This window comes from Castellaniella denitrificans (assembly GCF_027214045.1).
In the GTDB taxonomy this organism is placed as follows: domain Bacteria; phylum Pseudomonadota; class Gammaproteobacteria; order Burkholderiales; family Burkholderiaceae_B; genus Castellaniella; species Castellaniella denitrificans_A.
The window spans coordinates 1-22840 of record NZ_JAPWHE010000002.1 but is presented as its reverse complement, the minus strand read 5'-3'; the positions used below and the strand labels follow the sequence as shown (position 1 = coordinate 22840).

Genomic DNA, 22840 nt, shown 5'->3' with positions numbered 1-22840 from the left:
TCATCGGCGGGCGTGAGGCCCGCCCTCTCATTCAAACATCGACAGGATCCAACATGAGCAAGATCATCGGCATCGACCTGGGGACGACCAACAGCTGCGTCGCTGTGCTGGACGGCTCCAAGGTCAAGATCATCGAAAACGCCGAAGGCGCGCGCACCACGCCTTCCATCGTCGCCTATATGCAGGACGGCGAAATCCTGGTGGGCGCGCCGGCCAAGCGCCAGGCCGTCACCAATCCGAAGAACACCATCTTCGCGGTCAAGCGCCTGATCGGCCGCAAGTTCGAGGAAAAGGCCGTGCAGAAGGACATCGACCTGATGCCCTACGCGATCATCAAGGCCGACAACGGCGACGCCTGGGTCGAGGCCCAGGACAAGAAGCTGGCTCCGCCGCAAGTGTCGGCCGACATCCTGCGCAAGATGAAGAAGACCGCCGAGGACTACCTGGGCGAGGAAGTCACCGAGGCCGTGATCACGGTCCCGGCCTATTTCAATGACAGCCAGCGCCAGGCGACCAAGGACGCCGGCCGCATCGCCGGCCTGGACGTCAAGCGCATCATCAACGAGCCGACCGCTGCGGCCCTGGCCTTCGGCCTGGACAAGTCCGAACGCGGCGACCGCAAGATCGTCGTCTATGACCTGGGCGGCGGGACCTTCGACGTGTCCATCATCGAGATCGCGGACGTGGACGGCGAAAAGCAGTTCGAAGTGCTGTCGACCAACGGCGACACTTTCCTGGGCGGCGAGGACTTCGACCAGCGCATCATCGAATACATCATCGCCGAGTTCAAGAAGGAATCCGGCGTCGATCTGTCCAAGGACGTGCTGGCCCTGCAGCGCCTGAAGGAAGCCGCCGAAAAGGCCAAGATCGAACTCTCCTCCACGCAGCAGACCGAGATCAACCTGCCGTACATCACGGCCGACGCTTCCGGTCCCAAGCACCTGAACCTGAAGATCACCCGCTCCAAGCTCGAAGCACTGGTCGAGGAACTGATCGAGCGCACCATCGAGCCCTGCCGCGTGGCGATCAAGGACGCCGGCGTCAAGGTCTCCGACATCGACGACGTGATCCTGGTCGGCGGCATGACCCGCATGCCCAAGGTGCAGGAAAAGGTCAAGGAATTCTTCGGCCGTGAACCGCGCAAGGACGTGAACCCCGACGAGGCCGTCGCCGCCGGCGCCGCCATCCAGGGTTCCGTGCTGTCGGGCGACCGCAAGGACGTGCTGCTGCTGGACGTGACGCCGCTGTCGCTGGGGATCGAGACCCTGGGTGGCGTCATGACCAAGATGATCAAGAAGAACACCACCATCCCGACGCGTTTCTCGCAGGTGTTCTCCACGGCGGACGACAACCAGCCCGCCGTGACCATCAAGGTCTACCAGGGCGAGCGCGAAGTCGCCGCGGGCAACAAGGCGCTGGGCGAGTTCAACCTCGAAGGCATTCCGCCGGCCCCGCGCGGCCTGCCGCAGATCGAGGTCACCTTCGACATCGACGCCAACGGCATCCTGCACGTGTCGGCCAAGGACAAGGGCACCGGCAAGGAAAACAAGATCACGATCAAGGCCAGCTCCGGTCTGACCGAGGACGAGATCGAGCGCATGGTGAAGGACGCCGAAGCCAACGCCGAGGAAGATCACCGCATCGCCGAACTGGCGCAGACGCGCAACCAGGCCGACGGTCTGGTCCACGCCACGCGCAAGTCCCTGACGGAATACGGCGACAAGCTCGAAGCCGCCGAAAAGGAAGCCATCGAGTCGGCCATCAAGGCCCTGGAAGAAGCCATCAAGGGCGACGACAAGGCAGACATCGACGCCAAGGTCGAGGCGCTGTCCACCGCCTCGCAGAAGCTTGGCGAGAAGATGTACGCCGACATGCAAGCCAAGCAGGCGGCAGAGGGCGCGGCCGCGGCCGATGGCGCCAAGCCGGCGGAAGACGACGTCGTCGATGCCGACTTCAAGGAAGTGAAGCGCGACTGAGCCTTCGCCGGCCATGCGCCCGGCGGTCCTTCGGGATCTTCCGGTGCGCGGCCGGCGGTCGCATGCCCCTGCCCGGAACCGGCGTTTTCGTCGGCCCGGGCATCTGTCCTTCAATCAGCAGCGCATAGCACAGGCAACCTGAATCCATGGCAAAACGAGATTTTTACGACGTCCTGGGCGTAGCCAAGAACGCCTCGGACGACGACATCCGCAAGGCCTACCGCAAACTGGCCATGAAATACCATCCGGACCGCAATCCGGACAGCAAGGAGGCCGAGGACAAGTTCAAGGAGGCCAAGGAAGCCTACGAGATCCTCTCCGACGCGGAAAAGCGCGCGGCCTATGACCGCTTCGGTCATGCCGGCGTGGATCCGAACGCGGCCGCCGGCGCGGGCATGGGCGGCGGGGCGGGCGGCTTCGCCGATGCTTTCGGCGACATCTTCGGGGAAATCTTCGGCGGCGCCGCCGGCCGCCGGGGCGGAGGCGGCCCGCAGGTCTATCGCGGCGCCGACCTGAAATATTCCCTGGAAATCAGCCTGGAACAGGCGGCCAACGGTTTCGATACCGAGATCCGCATCCCCAGCTGGGAATCCTGCGAAACCTGTCACGGCTCGGGCGCCAAGCCCGGGACATCGCCGCGCACCTGCCACACCTGCGGCGGCAATGGCGCCGTGCGCATGCAGCAGGGTTTCTTCAGTGTCCAGCAGACCTGCCCGACCTGCCACGGCACCGGCCAGGAGATCACCGATCCTTGCGGCGATTGCGACGGCGTGGGCCGCATCCGCAAGAACAAGACCCTGCAGGTCAAGATCCCCGCCGGGATCGACGACGGCATGCGCATCCGTTCCACCGGCAACGGCGAGCCGGGGCTGAACGGCGGCCCGCCGGGCGACCTGTACGTGGAGATCCGCATCAAGCCGCACGGCATCTTCGAACGTCAGGGCGAGGATCTGCATTGCGAACTGACCATCCCCTTCACCAAGGCGGCGCTGGGGGGCGTGCAGGAAGTCCCGACACTGTCCGGGCGGGGCGAAATCACCATTCCCGAGGGCACGCAGACCGGCAAGACTTTCCGCTTGCGCGGCAAGGGCATCAAGGGCGTGCGTTCCAGCTATCCCGGCGACCTGTACTGCCACATCGTGGTGGAAACGCCGGTGCGCCTGAACGACGAACAGAAAACGCTGCTGCGTCAGTTCGAATCGTCTCTCAACAGCGGCGGCGACCGCCATTCGCCCAAGAGCGAGTCCTGGACGGACAAGGTGAAGAACTTCTTTTCCTGAGTCGTCCTCGAGCCCGCGCCGATAACCGCCCCGCGCTCCGGTTCCATCCGGGCGCGGGGTTTTCTTTGGGGTTTGCCGGCTCGGAGCGATGCATGCCGAGCGGTCTTCTTCATCTGAAAATCAGATGAAATCCAACTTTTTTATCCTATAAAAAATGTGGAGAATGGCGGCATCGCGTTCGACGCACATCGGAAAAGGGTTCTCATGCCGTTACGTCCCTGGTTGTTTCTGCTGGCAGCCGTCGCGGTCGAAGTGGTGGGCGTGACGGTCATGAAGGCCGCGTCGGGTTCCGGCTCACTGGCCGCGTTTATGTTCATGTACGCCATGATCGGGCTGTCGTTCTGTCTTCTGGCGCAGGCCGTCCGGCGCCTGCCGATCGCCTTGGCCTATGCCGCCTGGGAAACGATCGGACTGGCCTGCGTCACCCTGATCGGCCTGCGCTTCTTCGGCGAGAGCCCTGGGCCATTCAAGTTGCTTGGAATCGCCGTCCTGATGGCGGGTGTGGTGCTGGTCAATGTCGGCGCATCGCGGGCCGCCGCGGCGCGGGACCGGATCGGCGGCGGCGTCGCCGCGGAGGGATGAGCCATGCGGGATGCCGGACTCATTCATTATGCTTTCATGGTCGCCGCCGTTCTCCTGGAGGTCGCGGCCAACGTGTTCATCCACTATTCCGACGGCTTTCGCAGGCGCGTGACCGGCGCGCTGGGTATTGGCTGCATCCTCGCCTCTTTCACGGCGTTGTCCCAGGCCGTCGAGGGGATCGATCTTTCCGTCGCCTATGCCTTGTGGGGGGGCTGCGGGATTCTGCTGACCGCGATCGCCGGCCGGGTGCTGTTCGACCAGGGGCTGGGCCGGACCGGCTGGTCGGGGATCGCGGCGATCGTCGCGGGGATGCTGCTGCTCAGGCTGGCCTGAGGACGAGCGGCCCCGCCATGAGGTCCGCACCGTCGAAGAGCCACGTGGGCGTCAGGGCTTCGGATCGGGATCGGCGGCCACGGCGATGCTGAGCGCGCCGGGCTTGAGCAGATCCCGCATCGTCCCGTTGACCTGTCCGGCCTTCAGGCCGCGCAACTGATCGATGACGCGCTGCTGCCAGGCGAAGCCGCGGCCCGTGTCCAGATAGTCGATCCAGCGGCCGGCCAGATAGGCGTCGTCGGAGCGCCCCAGCTCAAGGTAATTCAGCAGGGAACGCACGCCCTGGTCGACCTCGGCCTGGGTGAAGCCGGTCTTCAGGGTTTCGTCCAGGACCGTGCGCATCGCGTCCATCAGCTTGACGGCGTTGCGGGCGGCGGTGCTGGCGAAGAGCGTCCAGGCGCCGGAGTCCTCGAAGGGCGAGGCGCTGACGGCGCTGCCCACGCCGTAGGACAGGCCGCCGCGGACCCGGATGCCTTGCCACAGGCGGGAATCCTCCGAGCCCCCGATCAGATAGTTGGCCAGCATCAGCGCGGGCCAGCGCGGGTCGGTATCGCGCAGCTTCAAGGGCAGGACCGCCCGGTATTCGGCATTGGCCTTGCCCGGGGCGGGGATGCGGAAGGTTTCGGGCCGCATCGCGTACCAGGGGTCCGGCAGGCGTTCATAGGAAGGGGCCGCACGCCAGCCGGCCAGGTCGGCGCGCAGGCGCTGTTCCACAGCGTCGGGATCGAAGTCCCCGACCACCGCCAGGGACAGATGGCCCGCGCCGTAGAATTGCTCGTGGAACTTCCGCAGCAGATCGCCGCTCAGGTGCTCGATCTGGTCCAGGATCTCGTCGGTCGTGGGGGTATAGCGGACATCGTCCGGCTTCCAGGGCTGATCGTGGCGTTGCAACGTGTTGCGTACCAGATAGGCCGGGCTGGAGGCCTCGTTTTCCACGTGGGTGCGCAGGCTGCGCTTCAGGCGTTCCAGCTCGTCCTCCGGGAACGTGGGCGTGCGCAACAGATGGAAGACCAGGTCCAGCACCTCGGGCAGGCGGGCGCGGTCGCTGCGGATGGACACATCCAGGACGTTGCCGTCGGTGCTGAACGACAACTCGGAGTCCAGCGCGTTCAGGCGGTCTTCGATCTGCTGGCGGCTCATGTCGGCGGCGCCGCGCAGCAGCATGGCGCCGGTGGCGAAGGGCGCCATGCCTTGGCCGCGCAATCCCTTGGCGTCGCCGAACCCCATGCGCAGCACGGCGTGGACCTGTCCTCCCGCAGTTTCCTTGGGCAGCAGGGCCAGGGCGACCGGACCGTTGGGCAGCGTCAGGATGCTGCGCCGGGTGGCGGCGTCGAGGGCCAGGGGGTGGGTGTCGAAGGCGGCCACGGCCGGACGCCCGGTGCCGGTGCCGAGCTGTCGGACCCAGGGTTCGAGATCGGCCGGCGCGGGCAAGGGCGCGTCCTTCGGGTCCGCCGTGGGCAGATACAACCCGCTGGTGCGATTGCTGGGTAGCAGCCAGGCGCTCAATTGTGAGCGGACCGTGTCCAGCGTGAGTGCGCGGACCCGCAGGCGTTCGATGAAGAACAGGCGCCAGTCCCCCCAGGCGACCGCGTCGGACAGGGCCTGGGCGAGCGCGCCGGCCTGGTTGTAGGTCTGCTTCCAGTCGTTCAGCCAGGCGGTGCGGATGCGGTCCAGCGCGGCCTGGTCCAGCCGGCCGACGCCATCGGTTTCCAGCCCGTGTTCCAGGGCGGACAGCGCCGCACGAGGGTCCGCGCCGGGCTGGATCTGGGCGCCGAACACGGCATATCCGGGCTGTTTCATGGCGCGCGCGAAGCCGAACACGTTGCTGGCCAGGCCCTTGGCCACCAGAGACTGGTAAAGCGGTCCGGCCGGCGTGTCGGCCAGCATGGCGGCGCCGATGGACAGGGCCGTGTAGGCGTCGCTGGCGGCTTCCGGCAGATGGTACTGCGCCAAGGCGATGGGACTGCCGCCGATGCGACGCAGCGTGACACTGCGCGCACCCTGCTGGACGGGCTCGACCGTGTATTCGGGCGGCAGTGCGCGATCCGGGCGTGCGATGGGGCCGAAGTCCTGCGCGATCCAGTGCAGCGTCTGCCGTGCGTCGAAGCGGCCGGTGACGATCAGCGTGGCGTTGTCGGGCTGGTAGTAGCGATGGTAGAACGCGCGCAGTGGCTCGATGCCGACGTGTTCGACGTCGGAGCGCGCGCCGATGACGCTGCGGCCGTAGGGGTGCCAGACATAGGCGGCCGAAGCGACCTGCTGCATCAGCATGCTGAACGGGCTGTTCTCGCCGCGCTCCATTTCGTTGCGCACCACGGGCATTTCCGCGTCCAGGTCGGCGCGGGCGATGCGCGCGTTCAGCATGGCGTCGGCCTGCCAGGCCAGATACCAGCGCAGTGTCTCCGGATCGCTGGCGAAGGTCGCGTAGTAATTCGTCAGGTCGGCGGTGGTCGAGCCGTTGGCCGCCAGCCCTCGTCGCGCGAATTCAGCCAGGGCGTCCGGGTAGGCCGGGCTGCCGCGGAACAACAGATGTTCGAGCAGGTGCGCCATGCCGGTCTCGCCCGGCCCTTCGTTGCGCGAGCCGACGCGGTAGCTCATGTTCACCGTGGTCTGGGCGCGGGAGTCGTCCGGGGCCAGCAGCACCTGCAGGCCGTTGTCCAGCCGGTACTCGGTCACGCCCTCGATCATGACGACCCGATGGACGCCGGCGGGCAGGGCGGGGTCGGCGGTCGCGGATTCCGCGTAAGCCGGGCGGGTCAGGCCAGGCGTCGCCAGCAGGCAAAGCGAGACAATCGCGGAGAGCAGGAGTTTCAGCCGGGGCATGGTCCAAGTGATCCGTAGGTGGAGTGTGCGGATATATAACATTACTGTGCGGATGTTTGCTGAAAGAAGCGCCACAGGCGCGGGTCGTCGGAATACGCCACATTGAAGCGCAGCCAGCCCGTTTCTTTCCCGTCCGGGTCGAAGTAGCTCCCGGGCGCCAGCCAGATGCCGGCTTTCAGCGCTCGCGCGGCCAGTTCGATCATGCCGTCGCCGGCCAGGCGAGGCGATGTCGGCCTGGCCCACAGGAACAGCCCGGCGCCGGGCTCTCCCCATATCTCGAACCCATGCGCGCGCATGGACGCGGCGACCTGATCGTGCGCCCGGCGCAGACGCTCGCGGATGCCGCGCAGATAGGTGCCGTGGCGTCCGTCCCGCAGGACGTGATGGACGGCCCGTTCCATCACCTCCGAGGAGGTCAGGCCGAGCGACATCTTGGTGCGGGCGCACGGGTCCGCCAGCGGCTTCGCGCAAGCCAGGTAACCCACGCGGATGGAGGGCGTCACGCTTTTCGAGAAACCGGATACGTAGAGCACCCGGCTGGGGCCCGCCAGCGCGGCGAGCATGGGTGCGGGTTCGGGCAGCAGGTCGCGGGACATGTCGTCCTCCACGACCAGGAAGGCGTGGCGTTCGGCCAGTTGCAGCAGCCGGAACGCGCCGGCCATCGTGAAACTGGCGCCGGTCGGATTCTGCAGCACCGTCGTGACGAACATCGCGCGGATCGGATGCCGGCGCGCCAGGTCATCGAGTGTCGCCTCGTGGATGCCTTCCGCCGTTCTGGGGATCGCGTGGACCGTGATGCGGTTCAGGGCCAGGATCTGCAGCAGATTGGCGTAGCAGGGCGCCTCGACGGCCACGTGGTCGCCGGGACGCAGCAGCGTGCGTACGACGATGTCCAGCGCCTGGGTCGCTCCGTGGGTCAGCAGGATCTGGTCAGGTCCGACGTCGAGCCCGTGCTCCAGCAGGCGGTTGGCGATATGTTCGCGCAAGGGGCGGTAGCCGAGCGGGTGGCCGTAGGACGCCATCTGGCTGATCGGGATCCGGCTGAGCTGGCGCAGGGCCTGCGGCAGGCCGGCCGTGTCGTGCCAGTCCGGCGGCAGCCAGCCGCAGCCCGCCTTGATCGAGATCGAGTGATCGGCGAACACATCGGCCAGGAGCCAGGAGGCGCCGATCCGCGGCGCCACCCATTCGGGTACGGGCGCGGGCGAGGCCTGCTTCCGTTGGCTGACGCGGAAGTTGGCCCCCGGGCGCGACTGCAGCAGGCCGCGGGCGACCAGGCGGTTGTAGGCCGCCATGACGGTGAACGTGCTCAGTCCGTGGTTCCGGGCGAATTCCCTGATCGACGGCAAGGCCATCCCGGGACGGAGCACACGGGCGCTGATGGCGTCTTCCAGTGCCGCGACGGTCTGGTCCACCAGCGTGGGGGCCGCTTTCCGCCGGCGGTCCGGCTCGAACAGGATCATGAATGTCTTTTGGCGACGCCGCTTTGGCGGCGCTGGTTTCAATACAGTTTTCCCGGTTGAAACAATACAGTCATCCGTCCGTCCTGTCACCGTCTATGGCCTTCGGTCATGGGCCGGTCCAGAATGAAAAGATCCGTTTCGATGGTCGAAACGCCGGATTGAGAGACCGCCATGCAAGCTGAAACCTCGCGTTCCCCCGATTTGTCCAATCTGTGGATGCCCTTCACCGCGAACCGCCAGTTCAAGGCCCATCCCCGCCTGCTCGCCTCGGCCAGGGACATGCACTACACCGCCGCGGATGGCCACCGGGTGCTGGACGGCACGTCGGGACTCTGGTGCGTCAACGCGGGGCATGGCCGGCAGCCGATCGTTGACGCGATCAGCCGGCAGGCCGCGCACCTGGACTACGCGCCCAGCTTCCAGCTCGGCCACGAGGATTCCTTCCGGGCGGCGTCCGAAGTGGCCGACCTGATGCCCGCCGGCCTGGACCGCGTGTTCTTCACCAATTCGGGGTCGGAGTCGGTCGACACGGCGCTCAAGATCGCGCTGGCGTATCATCGGGCGCGGGGCGAGGGCCAGCGGACCCGCCTGATCGGCCGCGAGCGGGGCTATCACGGCGTCGGTTTCGGCGGCATTTCGGTGGGAGGGATCGCCCCCAACCGCAAGGCGTTTTCCGGGGTGCTGCTGCCGGGGGTGGACCATTTGCCGCACACTCACGACCTGGCCCGCAATGCCTGGTCCCGGGGCCAGCCGGCCTGGGGCGGAGAACCGTTCGCCGACGCACTGGAAAGCCTGGTCGCGTTGCACGACGCCTCGACGATCGCGGCCGTCATCGTCGAGCCGCTGGCGGGGTCCACCGGGGTGCTGGTGCCACCGAAAGGATATCTGGAAAGACTCCGGGCCATCACGGCAAAATACGGGATCCTGCTGATCTTCGACGAGGTCATCACCGGTTTCGGCCGCCTGGGCGCGGCCACCGGCAGCGAATTCTTCGGCGTGACGCCCGACCTGATCACCCTGGCCAAGGGCATCAGCAACGCCGCCGTGCCCGCCGGCGCGGTCGCCGTGCGCCGGTCCGTGCACGACACCATCATCGAGGCCAGCGCGGCCGGCATCGAGTTCTTCCATGGCTATACCTATTCCGCGCACCCGATGGCGACGGCGGCCGTGCGCGCCACCCTGGGCATCTATCGCGACGAGGGGCTGTTCGACCGGGCGAAGGCGCTGTCGGCCGCGTTCGAAGAGGCGGCCCATGCGCTCAAGGGCCGCCGCCATGTCATCGACGTGCGCAATCTGGGCCTGGTGGCCGGCATCGAACTGACGCCCCGTCCGGGCGCGCCCGGAGCCCGGGCGGCCGAGGCGTTCGGGAAATGCTTCGACCAGGGGGTGCTGGTGCGCTATACCGGCGACATTCTCGCGGTTTCGCCGCCGCTCATCGTCGGCGAAGACCAGATCGGACAGATATTCGAGACGCTGGCCCGGGTGCTGGACACCGTGGAGTGAGGGTGGGGCGGCATCGGGGCGGGGCGCCGGGATTGGAATCATTTTGAGCCGGCGGTTACTCATCCTGCTCCCGATATCCCGTCAAACACAAGGAACCGACATGATCGAATTTCGTGGATTTCTCGATGCCCTGGGCGCCCAGACGCGGCTGGACGTCGCCGAGGCCGCCGCATCGGGTGGCTGCGCGCTCGAATTCGACGGCGGCCTCGAAGTGACTTTCGAACTGGCGCCCGGCGAGCGCGCCGTGCATGTCTACGCCGCAATCCTGACGCTCGCGCCGGGTGCGGGCCGTGAACCGATGCTGACCACGGTCCTGCAACTGCATCTGTTCGGCATGGCCACGCAGGATTGTTATTTTGGCCTGGATACCCAGCATGACCGCCTGATTCTGTTCAAGACCGTGGATCTGGCGCTGCACGACGAGGGGTCCGCGGTGCAGGCGGTGGAAAACCTGGTCAACCAGGCCGAGCGCTGGAAGGTTGCGCTGCAGGAATTCGCCCAGAAAGCCGGTACGCCCGATGCGCAGGGCGGCTCGCGCCTGTTCCACAAGGCCTGATGGCCGTCGACGATCACTGAGGCCTGACCATGTCCACCAGCATCGGTTCCTACATCGCCACCGGGCTCAAGACCCTGGCGTTCTCGGCGCTTGAAAAGTCCGATACGCTCAACAACATCGCCAACCGGCTGTCCGGCGGGAAGGTCAATCGCGACACGTTGGCGCAAAGCGTGTTGCGCGACGCCATCCAGATCGGTTTCGATTATGCTTCCACCAACAAATCCCTGGGCGAGCGCCATTCCCGCCTGTTGCCCGCCATCCGCCAGGCCGCCATCGACAACGATCATGTCCAGATGCAGGCTGGTGTCAAGAAACTGATGGAAAAACTGGTGCCCCAGGGCTGGCAGGAAACCGTCGGCAACCTGATTACGGACAACCTGGGTGATCATGCGCTGGAAAAGGTGCTGGCCACCACCGCGCAGCAATATGGGCGCAAGCCGCTCGAGGATTACATCAAGAGCATGGTGGGCGGCCGCACCGGTGGCGACTTCGTGGCCCGGCAGGTCATGGCCATTCTGGATCGCGCCGTGCTGTCCAAGACCGAGTTCCAGCAGGGTGACAGCAAACTCTATGGTCTCATGGCCAAGGGCCTCAATGCCTACCTCACCGGAAAGCCCGAGGATCCGCCGGGCGTGCTGTCCCGTGTGCTGGGTGTCATGCCCGGCGTGATCGACACCGTCAAGACCGCGCGCAACGGCATCGATCAGCTGGGCGAGAATCTTGGGCAGATGCTGGGTGAAACCATCAGCAAGAAAGTAGGCCTGAGCACCACGGAGACGACCGACGTGCGCGACGTGCACTCCAAGACCATCGACCAGCTCAAGCAGAAGCAGGAAACCGGTCAGGAAATCGAGACCGACGACCTTCCCATGCTCTTTCATGACGAGATCACTGAAAAGGTCACCTCGCGGGAAGTCATGGAGACCTTGGTCGCGCGCCAGTGCGTGAGCGAGAGCGTGCTGGGTCAGGAAGAGTCGACCAAGATGATGGAGGAGCAGACGGAGCAACTCCAGAAGGCGATGGACTCCGGGCGGCTGACGACGGAGCGGCGCGAGGAACTGGAAGTCGTGGCGAAGATGGTGAATCCGGAGCAGACGCGTCCGCTGGGCGAGCGTGGCGGCACGGAGATGGGCTATACCCTGACCGGTCAGGTCTCGCGAGTGGAGACGGTGAACCATGCCTACATGCGCGACGACGTGGTCGGCGAGGTGGCCCGGGAAGGAGAAGAAGTCCTGGATGGCGTGGGAACGGGGACGAAACTCCTGGGGGGGTGGAATGTATCCAGCCGCTATGCCGAGCATGCCGGCTCCCTGAAGATCGATCTTCCGGGATCTTCCTATGGCTATTCGGATATGGCTCTGCAGGGTGTGAACACCCTCTGGAGCACGGGCTGGTCCATGATAGGCTGGGGCAAGGAACTCAGCGTCTCGCAGGAATCGGAATTGCGCAGCCTGTCCAATCTGTGCGGCAACGATCCGCAGATCCTGGAGGTGGCGACGCGGTACCTGGATCCGGATCTGGCCCGCCGCACGCTGGCCGAGCCGACGCTCAAGCACATGCGCGACCCCGAAACGGGGCTGGTGGGCTCCGAGGGGCGCTACCTCAAGCTCCAGGAGGGCGAGCCGGAGATCCGCTTCTCGGTGCGGAATCACGACCCGCTGATTTCCATCTCCATGGAGACCGTATGGCGCATCGAGCGGTTTGGCTCCGACCCGCAATCGCTGCGCGAGCCTATCGGGGACAAGCCCTGCACCCTGACGTCCGTGGCGGTCATTACGCTGACTCCGGGCAAGGATGGCGTCCCCCTCAAGGTGTCGCACAATGTCGGCGGCGTGGTGGCGACGATCGGCAATGTCGTGGCGTTCGACTCTTCGAACGGTTCCCTCAAGACCGGAAAAGACGATTCCGTGCTGACGGGTGACGAAAGCGGGTTGCAAATGGCGTGATGGGCCGGCTGATCCCGGGCCGGGTCATTTCGACAGCAGCCGCATGGCTTGTTCCAGTCCGTCCAGGGTCATGCCGTACATGCGGTCGTGCATGATTTCCCTGATCAGGGTGATGGACTGGCGGTATGGCCAGGATCCGGACGGCTCCGGGTTCAGCCAGACGGCGCGCGGCCAATGTCCCAGGATGCGTTGCAGCCAGGCGGCGCCGGTCTCTTCGTTGTGGTGCTCGATGGATCCGCCCGGATAGAGCAGTTCGTAGGGGCTCATGGACGCGTCGCCCACCAGGATCAGGCGCCAGTCCTCGCCATGGGCGCGCAGCAGATCCCATGTCTCGATGCGCTCGCTGCGGCGCCGGCTGTTGTGGCGCCAGACGGATTCGTAGGGACAGTTGTGGAAGTAATAGACTTCCAGGTGCCGGAATTCGCCGCGCGCGGCGGAGAACAGGGATTCGATGCGGGCGATGTGATCGTCCATGCTGCCGCCCACGTCCAGCAGCATCAGGACCTTGACGGCGTTGTGGCGTTCGGGCATCCAGCGCAGGTCCAGCATGCCGGCCTGCTCGGCGGTGCCGCGGATGGTGCCCGGCATGTCCAGTTCCAGCGCGGCGCCCTGGCGGGCGAAACGCCGCAGACGCCGCAGCGCCATCTTGAAGTTGCGCGTGCCCAGGGTCTGCTGGTCGTCGTAGTCGCGGTAGTCGCGCCGTTCCCAGACCTTGACGGCGGTGCGATTGCCGGCCGACGGACCGCCCACGCGGATGCCTTCGGGATGGAAGCCGCCGTGGCCGAAGGGCGATGAGCCGCCGGTGCCGATCCATTTGTTGCCGCCCGCGTGGCGTTCCTTCTGCTCGGCCAGGCGTTCGCGGAACATCTCCATCAGCTTGTCCCAGCCGTGTCTTTCCAGGGCGGCCTTTTCCTCGTTGCTGAGTTGTTTGCGGAAGGTCTGGACGAGCCAGTCCGGCGGGATGTCCGGGCCGCCCGCGCGGGCCTGGAGCTGGCCGATGAAGGCGGCGAAGACCCGGTCGTAGCGGTCGTAGCGGGTTTCGTCCTTGACCAGCGCCAGGCGTGCCAGATGGTAGAACTCTTCTGTGCCGACGGGCGCGGCGGGGCTGCACAGCAATTCCAGCAGGCTCAGATATTCCCGGATCGAGACCGGGATGCCGGCGGCGCGCAACTGGGTGAAGAAGTCGGTCAGCATGGCCAGGTGAATGGAACGGGCGCCTCAGGCGCGCGGGCGCCGCAGCTGGTAGAGCAGATGGGCGCGGACTTCGGGCCATTCGCCCGCCAGCAGGCTGTACATGACCGTGTCGCGCACGGTGCCGTCGCGGCGCGGCGCGTGGTGGCGGATCACGCCGTCGCGCCGGGCGCCCAGCCGCTCGATGGCGCGCTGGGAGGCATGGTTGTAATTGTCGGTGCGCCACCCCACCACGGCCGCGCCCAGGGCGTCGAAGGCGTGCTCGAGCAGGAGCAGCTTGCAGGCCGTGTTGACGTGGGTGCGCTGGCGGGATCCGGCGTACCAGGTGTAGCCGATCTCCAGCCGGGCGACCGCCGGCACGATGTCGTGGTAGCGCGTAGAGCCCAGCACGGCGCCGCTGGTGGCGTCGATGACGGCGAAAGGCAGCATGTGGCCGTCGTCCCGGCCTTTCAGGGCCTGATCGACGTAGGATTCGGTCTGGCCGGGTTCGGGCACCGAAGTGACACGCAGGTTCCAGAGTTCGCCATCGGCGGCGGCGGTGCGCAGTCCAGCGGTGTGGTCACGGGTCAGCGGGACCAGGCGCACGCCGTGGGCTTCCAGGGTGACGGGGCGGGGCGCTTGCTTGAAGCCTGTGGTGTCCATGTGCGGTCCGGTATCAAGGGATTTGAAAGGACGCCGTACGGTCTGGCCGTTCCGGCGCGGCGCCGCTCAGCGTCCGCCGCGCTGCGTCAGGGTGGCCAGCCGTCGCAGCAGGTTCAGGTCCTGTTCGTTTTTAAGCAGGGCGCCGGCCAGCGGCGGGACGTCGCCGCGCGCCAGACTGTCGGGCGGCACCGATTCGGCCAGCAGCAGATGCAGCCAGTCCAGGAATTCCGAGGTCGAGGGGCGTTTCTTCAGCCCGGGGACCTCGCGCAGGCGGAAAAAGGCGTCCAGGGCCGCGCCCAGGACATCGGCGCGCAGGTCCGGGAAATGGACGGCGACGATGTCGCCGAGCGTCTCCCGGTCGGGGAAGTCGATGTAGTGGAAGAAGCAGCGCCGCAGGAAAGCGTCGGGCAGGTCTTTTTCGTTGTTCGAGGTGATGATGATCAGGGGCTTGTGGCGCGCCTGAACGGTCTGTCGGGTTTCGTAGACATGGAATTCCATCCGGTCCAGTTCGCGCAGCAGGTCGTTGGGGAATTCGATGTCGGCCTTGTCGATCTCGTCGATCAGCACCACGCAGGGACGTTCCGATTCGAAGGCCTGCCACAGCACGCCCCGCACGATGTAGTTGCGGATGTCGTGCACGGTGGCTTCGCCCAGTTGGGAATCCCGCAGCCGCGAGACGGCGTCGTATTCGTACAGGCCCTGCTGCGCCTTGGTCGTGGACTTGATGTGCCATTGCAGCAGGGGCCGGTCCAGCGCGCGGGCGACTTCTTCGGCCAGCAGGGTCTTGCCGGTGCCCGGCTCGCCCTTGACCAGCAGCGGGCGGCGCAGCGCCAGGGCCGCGTTGACGGCGGTCTTCAGGGATTCGGTGGCGACATAGCGGTCGGTACCGTCGAAACGGTCGCGCGGAGCGGAGGCGGTCGTGCGGTTCATGGGCGGCGGAGGATGGCGCGTGGGGCCGTGAGACAGATGTTATGGGTTTGAAATTTCGATGCCTGACTGTGTCGAAACAATTATCGTACAATCGACTTGCCTCATCGGCCCGGCAGGAGGCTGGCCGATGCCGACACAATATAAATCTGAGAGACAAGAGGCCATATGAAGTCGCGAGCAATGCTTGATCGTGGTGTGGGCGCCGTCGTGGTGGCGGCGTCCTGTCTGCTGGCCGGCCCGGCCCTGGCGGCCGATCCCTCCGCCGTTCAGGGCAATGTCCAGGCCGGCGCCCAGAAGGTGTCCATGTGCATCGGCTGCCATGGCATTCCGGGGTACAAGGCGGCCTATCCGGAGTTGTACCACGTCCCCATGATCGCCGGTCAGAGCGCGCCCTACATCGTCGCGGCGCTGAAGGAATACGCCAGCGGCGCGCGTTCCTTCCCGACCATGGACGCCATCGCGCGGTCTCTGTCCGAGCAGGACATGGCCGACGTCGCGGCCTACTATTCCAGTCTCAAGTGATCCGGGGGAAGACCATCATGCGTACATTGTGGATTGCCCTGCTGGGCCTCGGACTGACGGCCACCGGCGCGCGGGCGGCCGACCTGCAGGCCGGCAAGGCCGCCTTCGAAAAGTTCACCTGCGCCTCCTGCCACGGCGCCGATGCCAAGACCCCGTTGCAACCCGACTATCCGATCCTGGCCGGGCAGCACCAGGATTACCTGGCCCATGCCCTGACCGCCTACCAGCGCGGCCAGGCGGGGGCGCCGGCCTCGGCCAACGTGCGCAAGAACGCCATCATGGGCGCCATGGCATCGCAGCTGTCGGCGGCCGACATCGAAAACATTTCCGCCTGGCTGTCGACCCAGCCTTCGTCGCTGGCGGTGCGCAAGTAGCGCGAGGGACCCGTCCGGTCAACGGAAAGACGCAAACGCCCGCCCGGCCCATGGCCCGGCGGGCGTTTGCGTGGGGGGACGGATCAGTGATCGCGCGTGGCGTGCCGCCGGATCAGGTCGAGGTAACGTTCATTGTCCAGCGGCTTGCCCAGCCGCTGGGCTTCCCAGACGACCTCGCCCAGGGCCTCCATGATGACGTGGGCGGCCTCGTGCTCGTCGCGGCCTTGCGTCAGGGCGTTCCAGGCGGCGCGGATGCCGGGCGGATGATCGATCGACAACTGCTCCTGGATCGCCAGGTGCATCGACAGGTGCAGGAAGGGGTTGGTGCGGCCGGCCTCGACCGGGTAGTCGCGTTCGGCGGCGTCCGGATCCTGCAGGTCCTCGTGGTATTCGGGATGGCGCTCGACCAGGTCGGCGGCCATGGTTTCCAGCGGCGTCAGCACACCGCCAGAGCGGCGTTTGCGCCAGGCGCCGGTGAAGAACACGCGGACCTGTTCCTTGGAGGGATTGAACATGCGGGATGGAAAAAGACGGGCCGAATTACCCATTCTAACCCGCCGATCCGGGTATTTCGGGGACACCGGCCAGTAGAATACGAAGGAAAGGCTGTCTGCCGACAGCCAGTTTACGCTAAACTCTTATATAAGACTGCTTCCCCTTTCTCTTGAACAACAAACCCAGCAACACTGGAGCACCCATGTCCTATCAGCACATCAAGGTCCCGGCCGGCGGACAGAAGATCACGGTCAACGCCGATTTCTCCCTGAACATCCCCGATGAGCCCATCGTTCCCTACATCGAGGGCGACGGCACGGGCCAGGACATCACCCCGGTGATGCTGAAGGTCGTGGACGCCGCGGTCGCCAAGGCCTACGGCGGCAAGCGCAAGATCCACTGGATGGAAGTCTACGCCGGTGAAAAATCCACCAAGATCTACGGCCCGGACGTCTGGCTGCCCGAAGAAACCCTGGAGGCCGTGCGCGAATATGTCGTGTCCATCAAGGGCCCCCTGACCACCCCGGTGGGCGGCGGCATCCGTTCCCTGAACGTGGCCCTGCGCCAGGAGCTGGATCTGTACGTCTGCCTGCGGCCGGTGCGCTACTTCAAGGGCGTGCCCTCGCCCGTGCGCGAACCGGAAAAGACCGACATGGTCATCTTCCGTGAAAACTCCGAGGACATCTACGCCGGCATCGAATTCGAAGCCGAGTCCGACAAGGCCCGCCAGCTCATCGAATTCCTGCAGGACAAGCTGGGCGTCAAGAAGATCCGCTTCCCGGGCACGTCCGGCATCGGCGTCAAGCCCGTGTCGCGCGAAGGCACGGAACGTCTGGTCCGCAAGGCCATCCAGTACGCCATCGACAACGACCGTCCGAGCGTCACGCTGGTGCACAAGGGCAACATCATGAAGTTCACCGAAGGCGGCTTCCGCGACTGGGGCTACGCCCTGGCCCAGAAGGAATTCGGCGCCCAGCCGGTGGACGGCGGTCCGTGGTGCAAGTTCAAGAACCCCAAGACCGGCCGTGACATCGTGGTCAAGGACGTCATCGCCGACGCCTTCCTGCAGCAGATCCTGCTGCGCCCGGCCGAATACGACGTCATCGCGACGCTGAATCTGAATGGCGACTACATTTCCGACGCCCTGGCCGCCCAGGTCGGCGGGATCGGCATCGCCCCGGGCGCCAACCTGTCGGATTCCGTGGCCATGTTCGAAGCCACCCACGGCACCGCTCCGAAGTACGCCGGCAAGGACTACGTCAATCCGGGTTCGGAAATCCTGTCCGCCGAGATGATGCTGCGCCACATGGGCTGGACCGAAGCCGCCGACCTGATCATCAGCAGCATGGAAAAGTCCATCCTGTCGAAGAAGGTCACCTATGACTTCGCCCGCCTGCTGGAAGGCGCGACCCAGGTGTCGTGCTCGGGCTTCGGCCAGGTGATGATCGACAATATGTAATCGGTCTTCGACTGATTCATTGAAGTCTGGAAAGGCCCCGTTTTCATAGGAGAGCGGGGCTTTTTTGTGTCCAGTGGGGTATGGCTGAATCCGGGGCCATCGCATGAGTTTGGGGCCATAGTTTGGGGCCATATTTGCTATCATGGCCCCAAAATTTCAGGATCATGGCCCCATGTCTCGTGCTTTTGCCTATGCGCTGCGCCCCGTCGTCATCAATGCCGCCAAACCCAAGGACAAGCCCTATGCCTTGACGGATGGCGGTGGGTTGTATCTGGAGGTATTGCCTACGGGTACAAAGGTCTGGCGCTATAAATTCCATTTCGAAGGCCGTCGGGACAAGATCACCATCGGGCGTTACCCGACGGTTTCGTTGAAGGATGCCCGGCAGATCCATGCTGAACTGATGGACAAAGTGCTGAAGGGCGAGAACCCCAAGGCAGGCCGACAGGGTCGGCCCGGGAGCAGGGGAGGTGTCCCTGATCAGCTGACGTTCGAGACCTATGCCAGAAAATGGGTCGAAGAGACCCTGTTCTATCGTTCTGCCGCCTATCGGGCACAGCAATTGCGTTGGCTGGAAAGCCATGTATTCCCTGCAATCGGTGGCCGTCCGCTGGCGGCTGTGGCGCCCCGTGAGGTGCTGGATGTTTTGGAGCCTTTACGTACCACTGCCGTCACGGCAGAAGGCGTGCGGTCGCTCATTCAGCGCATCTACAACTACGCGATCCGCAATCTGGTGGCCGATTCCAACCCGGCCCTGATGGTGCGCGGTGCGATCAGCGTGCCCAAGCGCACCCACCACAAGCACTTGCTGGAGGCAGAGGTCGGTCGGCTCTGGCGACAGATCCCGCGCCAGGGTGCCCATTTCACGACCCTGGTGGCCGCGCAGATGCTGTTCTATACCATGGTTCGTAAAAGCGAGCTGATCCGCAGTCACTGGGCGGAATTCGATCTGACGACCGGAATCTGGGATATCCCCGCCGAGCGTATGAAGATGCGCAAGCGTCATCGGGTTTATCTGCCCCGCCAGGCGGTGGCCTTGCTGCAGGCATTGCAGCCCATGACGGGCCACCAGGATTACGTCTTTCCGACCATCTATACCAGCAGTGGCCGTATCGCCCCTATGGGCGAGGCCAGCCTGAATCACTTCTTCAAACGGATCGATTTCGGTGTCCAGGGATTTGCGCCGCATGGCGTTCGTGGCACAGCGGCCACGCTGCTGCGGGAACACGGCTTCCGATCCGAGGTGGTTGAACTGCTGCTGTCTCATGCCCCCAGGGGGCAGGTAGAGGCCGCATACAACCATGCAGAGCTGGGCCAAGAGCGTCGAGATGCCCTACAGTTTCTGGCGGATCATCTGGACCGGCTGGCTCAGCGGCCAGACTGAACTTTTGTCATCGCCTGGATATCGGATAGACGCCACACGACGGTGCGGCCGCCGATCCGCATGCCCGGCGGTGCGATCCCCTGCTTGACCCATTCGTACCAGGTGGATCGACTGATCGGCAGAATGCCTGGCTGACCAGTCTTGGGGTTGCGGCAGATATCGGGCACGCGGACCAGGGTGTTGGAGGCGAAGAGTGGCCGGGTGTTTGCGGGAATGTGCGGCGGTGTGTCCATGGATCGATCCTTCTGTCATACCTGGGTGACTGCGACTGGGTAGGGATTACAGCCAGTGCTTTGCGGAGGCGGAATGCGGCTCCAGGGTGGTCTGGCGCTGTTTCAGGCAGCCTTGCTGCGCTCGATCAGTGCATGCAGGCTGGCCGCCGTGATGCGGCTGGAGCGCTTGCTGATCTTGATGAGCTCCAGCTCGCCCTCGTTGATCAGTCGATAGATGGTGGAGCGCGATACGCCCAGCTTGCGTTCTGCCACGCAGATGCGATAGAGCAGGGTGGTGCTGGTGGGTGGTTGGGGAAATTGAGCGGTCAAGGTGCTTGTCATCGTCATGCGTCGATCCTTCTGATGCTGGTGAACGTGCCAGGCTGAGTGATGGGGTGAATTTATGTGCTTTGGTCGATGCCCTGTGCCGGTCATCGGCCAAAGCGGGCTCGCCGGAGCCCTGGGAGCCGACCCGCCAAGATGCCGCGATGGGGGCCGGGTGCTTGGACCATCCCCGGCAGGGCCAGACGCTGGCCCGCCGGTGGCGGCTCGTCTGGATGCCGGGAACTGCGGTCTTTCCCGCTGTCGTCATGGGATTACGTCGCCATCCCTGATGTTGGGCATTCGGATGAATGCACCGGGCGCTTCCTGTGAAGGGAAGTCCCCGCCGCACGCAGCCATCCGCGCCCCACGCGAGGGGCTGGCTGCGATTGGTGGATTTCATCGGTTTTGCTTCAACCCCGATGCGTTACAGGTTGCTGCGCAATCGCGTGCCGCGTAATCGGGCAGGGCGCAGTATTCATCGATTTTTGCTTGTTAAAGAGCCGGTCTGCAGGGTGCAGGTGGGGTCTATTGTTATCAATCGAATAATGCTTGTCAATAGGCAATAAGATGATTGATTTTTCAAGCATTTCCGGGTTTTACTAAAGGATGGATGAGCTTAACGAATCGTTCCGTCTGGGGGTGATACCGGGTCGGGACAAATTGTTTTTGCCTGTGACTATTTGACGGCGCGAGGGTGTCATACAATTCTTGGTTCCCCCTAGGGGGATCGAGAAAAGTTTGGTTCAGGTCGGTTCAGGATGTGTCATGCGGTCGAACCCTGTCATTTGACCCGCTGTTACAACTTCGCCGCCGGCCGCTGAACTTTCGCCTCACAAAACAGCCGAAAAAGCTCAAGCTTCGTCACATCCAAATAGCTGATTTATCTAATAAAATCCATGTCGATGACATGGTTATGGAAGGTTATGCCTGATTTTCAACCAGTCCGAGAAGCCTGTGCCGTAATGGGCGGGATGACCAAGCTCGCCAAGAAGCTGGGCGTGCCGGTGCCGGTGGTGAGCGGCTGGGCGTCAGGCACCCGCCCGGTGCCGATCATCCGTTGTGTGGAGATCGAGGAAGTGACGGGTGGGGAAGTCACCCGGAAGCAGTTGCGCCCGGATGACTGGTGGCAGATCTGGCCGGAGTTGCGGGGGGAGGATTAAGAATAGAAAGCGAGAGCTATCGCCATGGGAAGAGTTCAGCCTGATTGCAAACAGTGTTTTGGTAAAAGCTGGTGGCCACAAAACGGATGTTCTATCTGAATTTCAGCTTATCGACCATGCCCACTCTATTGTTAATTACAACGAAATACCCTTACAAATCAGCATATTGAGTTATTTGGTGTACCTGATACCATAAAAAATACCATATTGAGAGAATTCAAGCCGTCAGAGCGGTAATTTGTACACCCACATTCACCCAAGTATGTAGGTGATTCGCCATCTGCAACCCTAGCCTCCCCACAAATCATCGGGGCCGAGATAGCTCAGATCAAGCTGGCCGTTATTCATAGCGACCGTCGCTCGAACAAGACCTCGCCGATTCAGGTTGAGCGGGTGTTGTAGCAGACCAATCGCGTGCCCGTCGGGTGCCAGCACTAGCGGCTGTCCGTTCCAATGAAAGAGGCTGACTGGTGTTCCGGGAGGTGCCGGTACAGCGAACCACTGGACGTTTCCAAGATAATCTCGCCGCGCCCAGGTCAGGTTGTCTGACGGAGCAAACTCCTGGATGAATGCGAGCCATATGGCCCGAGTCTCGGCCGTTGGCCAGTTTGGTTGCGCCGACCAGGCCGCGAGGCCGGGTGAACGCAGCCAGTCGCGCAATTCCGCACCGGTCGTGAGAGTGGCGGCCGTGTCGGTGACAGCTTTGATGGCCGCCAGCCGTGAATTAAAACCCGCTTGGATCAGAATCGAGGCGGAGCGGTTCATCGTCCCCGTTTCGACAGCCGGAACAGCCAGGCCGAGTTCATAGTCGTCCAACGCTTGTGCGAACATGCCAACGACATCGCCGTTGGCGGCGGCACGGACCCGTAAGGCCTCCATGGCCCAGGGAAGGCGATAAACCAGGCCGCCCTCAATAAACTGCAATGCATCAGCCTCCTCTCCGGCGACGATCGCTGCCAACGGCTGCCCGAGCAGCCAATATCTGAGGACTTCGCGCCAATTCGCCGGGAGTGGGTCCGGCTCAAACGGGTAGAAGGCGAACACGCGTTCGGCGATACCTGTGATCGCAGCGATTGCCGCCTCATGGTCCGATGCCACGAGGGCTGCGTTGGCCTGTATGAGAAGGTCATTCGCCTCTGGCGCAATTGCGTCCAGCGCATGTCCAGCTTCAAGGCCAAGCCCGGCCAGAAAGTAGCCGCGTCGTGTAGCGGCAGTCGAATTCGCCCAGATATGCCGGCTTCGAGTAAGCAGTGTGGTGCGATAGGCTGCGCGCGATGCGTCGTCGACGCGAAGCAGGCGGCGTTGCCAGAGCGAAGATTGAAGGATGTTGTCGAGCGCGGCCTCGATCTGGTCATCGGGCACGTCGGCCTCGCCGATGAGACTGAGAATGGCGGTGTCGAGCGTTGCCATATGACGCTCCCACTCTTTCAGCGCCCGCTCGCGCTTGTCGACCTCTTCGCCGGCGACCTCGGGGAAGGTCCACGCCGCGGCATTGTTGACGACATAGTCGATCAACTGGTCGAGGTTACCACCGAGGCGGGCTTGCATGCGGCTCAGCAGCGAGAAGATGAGCTGGATGAGCCCGCTTTCCATCTCTCGGGCGCCGAGGTCTGTATTGACCCATCAGAACCTGCACAGATCAGGCGGCTAATGCAAATGCCTCAGCCGGGGTTTTCATCTTCAGCGCC

At 64.4% G+C, this 22840-nt stretch carries 21 protein-coding genes; 12 read left to right on the top strand and 9 right to left on the bottom strand.

What is annotated here, in order from left to right; translation table 11 throughout:
- Positions 1-53: 53 nt before the first annotated feature.
- From dnaK to mdtI, 4 genes are all read left to right on the top strand, one after another.
- Entirely contained in the window at positions 54-1976 is a 1923-nt protein-coding gene (gene dnaK, locus O4H32_RS04210) for a molecular chaperone DnaK (protein WP_269357018.1), read from the top strand.
- Between the two features lie 146 nt (positions 1977-2122).
- Complete coding sequence (gene dnaJ, locus O4H32_RS04205; RefSeq protein ID WP_269357016.1) at positions 2123-3256, top strand: molecular chaperone DnaJ; 1134 nt, start codon at positions 2123-2125, stop codon at positions 3254-3256.
- A gap of 204 nt (positions 3257-3460) precedes the next feature.
- Complete coding sequence (locus tag O4H32_RS04200) at positions 3461-3838, top strand: DMT family transporter (RefSeq protein WP_269357015.1); 378 nt, start codon at positions 3461-3463, stop codon at positions 3836-3838.
- A 3-nt stretch (positions 3839-3841) separates the two neighbouring features.
- Positions 3842-4171, top strand: a complete 330-nt coding sequence (gene mdtI / locus O4H32_RS04195) for a multidrug/spermidine efflux SMR transporter subunit MdtI (protein ID WP_269357014.1) — start codon at positions 3842-3844, stop codon at positions 4169-4171.
- A 51-nt stretch (positions 4172-4222) separates the two neighbouring features.
- Here mdtI and O4H32_RS04190 read toward each other — a convergent pair whose 3' ends face one another.
- Together O4H32_RS04190 and O4H32_RS04185 are read right to left on the bottom strand one after the other, a co-directional pair.
- Positions 4223-6994 carry a M16 family metallopeptidase gene (locus tag O4H32_RS04190; RefSeq protein ID WP_269357013.1) on the bottom strand — a complete coding sequence of 924 codons (2772 nt, stop codon included), beginning with the start codon at positions 6992-6994 and terminating at the stop codon, positions 4223-4225.
- A 41-nt stretch (positions 6995-7035) separates the two neighbouring features.
- Entirely contained in the window at positions 7036-8454 is a 1419-nt protein-coding gene (locus tag O4H32_RS04185) for an aminotransferase-like domain-containing protein (RefSeq protein ID WP_269357011.1), read from the bottom strand.
- Between the two features lie 171 nt (positions 8455-8625).
- Between O4H32_RS04185 and aptA the strand changes: the two genes are divergently transcribed.
- From aptA to O4H32_RS04170, 3 genes are all read left to right on the top strand, one after another.
- Positions 8626-9957, top strand: a complete 1332-nt coding sequence (aptA, locus tag O4H32_RS04180) for an omega-aminotransferase AptA (RefSeq protein ID WP_475572013.1) — start codon at positions 8626-8628, stop codon at positions 9955-9957.
- Between the two features lie 100 nt (positions 9958-10057).
- Positions 10058-10513 (top strand): type III secretion system chaperone, encoded by a 456-nt coding sequence (locus O4H32_RS04175; protein ID WP_269357010.1) that lies wholly within the window; start codon positions 10058-10060, stop codon positions 10511-10513.
- Between the two features lie 29 nt (positions 10514-10542).
- Positions 10543-12459, top strand: coding sequence for a hypothetical protein (locus O4H32_RS04170; RefSeq protein WP_269357009.1), 1917 nt, complete (start codon positions 10543-10545; stop codon positions 12457-12459).
- A gap of 24 nt (positions 12460-12483) precedes the next feature.
- Here the strand turns inward: O4H32_RS04170 and O4H32_RS04165 are convergent, their stop codons facing one another.
- From O4H32_RS04165 to O4H32_RS04155, 3 genes are all read right to left on the bottom strand, one after another.
- Positions 12484-13653 (bottom strand): vWA domain-containing protein, encoded by a 1170-nt coding sequence (locus O4H32_RS04165; protein ID WP_269357008.1) that lies wholly within the window; start codon positions 13651-13653, stop codon positions 12484-12486.
- A 24-nt stretch (positions 13654-13677) separates the two neighbouring features.
- Positions 13678-14292, bottom strand: a complete 615-nt coding sequence (locus tag O4H32_RS04160) for a GNAT family N-acetyltransferase (protein ID WP_269357006.1) — start codon at positions 14290-14292, stop codon at positions 13678-13680.
- A gap of 66 nt (positions 14293-14358) precedes the next feature.
- Complete coding sequence (locus O4H32_RS04155) at positions 14359-15222, bottom strand: AAA family ATPase (RefSeq protein ID WP_269357005.1); 864 nt, start codon at positions 15220-15222, stop codon at positions 14359-14361.
- A gap of 180 nt (positions 15223-15402) precedes the next feature.
- Here O4H32_RS04155 and O4H32_RS04150 point away from each other — a divergent pair, with 180 nt between their 5' ends.
- Entirely contained in the window at positions 15403-15744 is a 342-nt protein-coding gene (locus O4H32_RS04150; protein WP_407932609.1) for a c-type cytochrome, read from the top strand.
- 17 nt (positions 15745-15761) lie between these two features.
- The gene (locus O4H32_RS04145; RefSeq protein WP_269357001.1) at positions 15762-16118 is read left to right on the top strand and encodes a c-type cytochrome; all 357 of its coding nucleotides are present in this window, start codon (positions 15762-15764) and stop codon (positions 16116-16118) included.
- 83 nt (positions 16119-16201) lie between these two features.
- Here the strand turns inward: O4H32_RS04145 and O4H32_RS04140 are convergent, their stop codons facing one another.
- Positions 16202-16633: a DUF1841 family protein gene (locus tag O4H32_RS04140; RefSeq protein ID WP_269356999.1), complete on the bottom strand. Its 432-nt coding sequence runs from the start codon at positions 16631-16633 to the stop codon at positions 16202-16204.
- 182 nt (positions 16634-16815) lie between these two features.
- Between O4H32_RS04140 and icd the strand changes: the two genes are divergently transcribed.
- On the top strand, positions 16816-18072 hold the full coding sequence (gene icd, locus O4H32_RS04135) for an NADP-dependent isocitrate dehydrogenase (RefSeq protein WP_269356997.1): 1257 nt from the start codon (positions 16816-16818) through the stop codon (positions 18070-18072).
- A 172-nt stretch (positions 18073-18244) separates the two neighbouring features.
- The gene (locus O4H32_RS04130) at positions 18245-19456 is read left to right on the top strand and encodes a tyrosine-type recombinase/integrase (protein WP_269356995.1); all 1212 of its coding nucleotides are present in this window, start codon (positions 18245-18247) and stop codon (positions 19454-19456) included.
- On the opposite strand, the gene O4H32_RS04125 is transcribed toward O4H32_RS04130, so the two are convergent.
- Both O4H32_RS04125 and O4H32_RS04120 read right to left on the bottom strand, forming a co-directional pair.
- Complete coding sequence (locus tag O4H32_RS04125) at positions 19441-19689, bottom strand: helix-turn-helix transcriptional regulator (protein WP_269356993.1); 249 nt, start codon at positions 19687-19689, stop codon at positions 19441-19443. The genes O4H32_RS04130 and O4H32_RS04125 overlap by 16 nt on opposite strands.
- Before the next feature lie 102 nt (positions 19690-19791).
- On the bottom strand, positions 19792-20016 hold the full coding sequence (locus O4H32_RS04120; RefSeq protein WP_269356991.1) for a helix-turn-helix transcriptional regulator: 225 nt from the start codon (positions 20014-20016) through the stop codon (positions 19792-19794).
- 872 nt (positions 20017-20888) lie between these two features.
- On the opposite strand from O4H32_RS04120, the gene O4H32_RS04115 reads away from it, so the two are divergent.
- Positions 20889-21152, top strand: a complete 264-nt coding sequence (locus O4H32_RS04115) for a transcriptional regulator (RefSeq protein ID WP_331284272.1) — start codon at positions 20889-20891, stop codon at positions 21150-21152.
- 288 nt (positions 21153-21440) lie between these two features.
- Here the strand turns inward: O4H32_RS04115 and O4H32_RS04110 are convergent, their stop codons facing one another.
- Entirely contained in the window at positions 21441-22745 is a 1305-nt protein-coding gene (locus O4H32_RS04110) for a hypothetical protein (protein ID WP_269356988.1), read from the bottom strand.
- Positions 22746-22840: the final 95 nt, after the last annotated feature.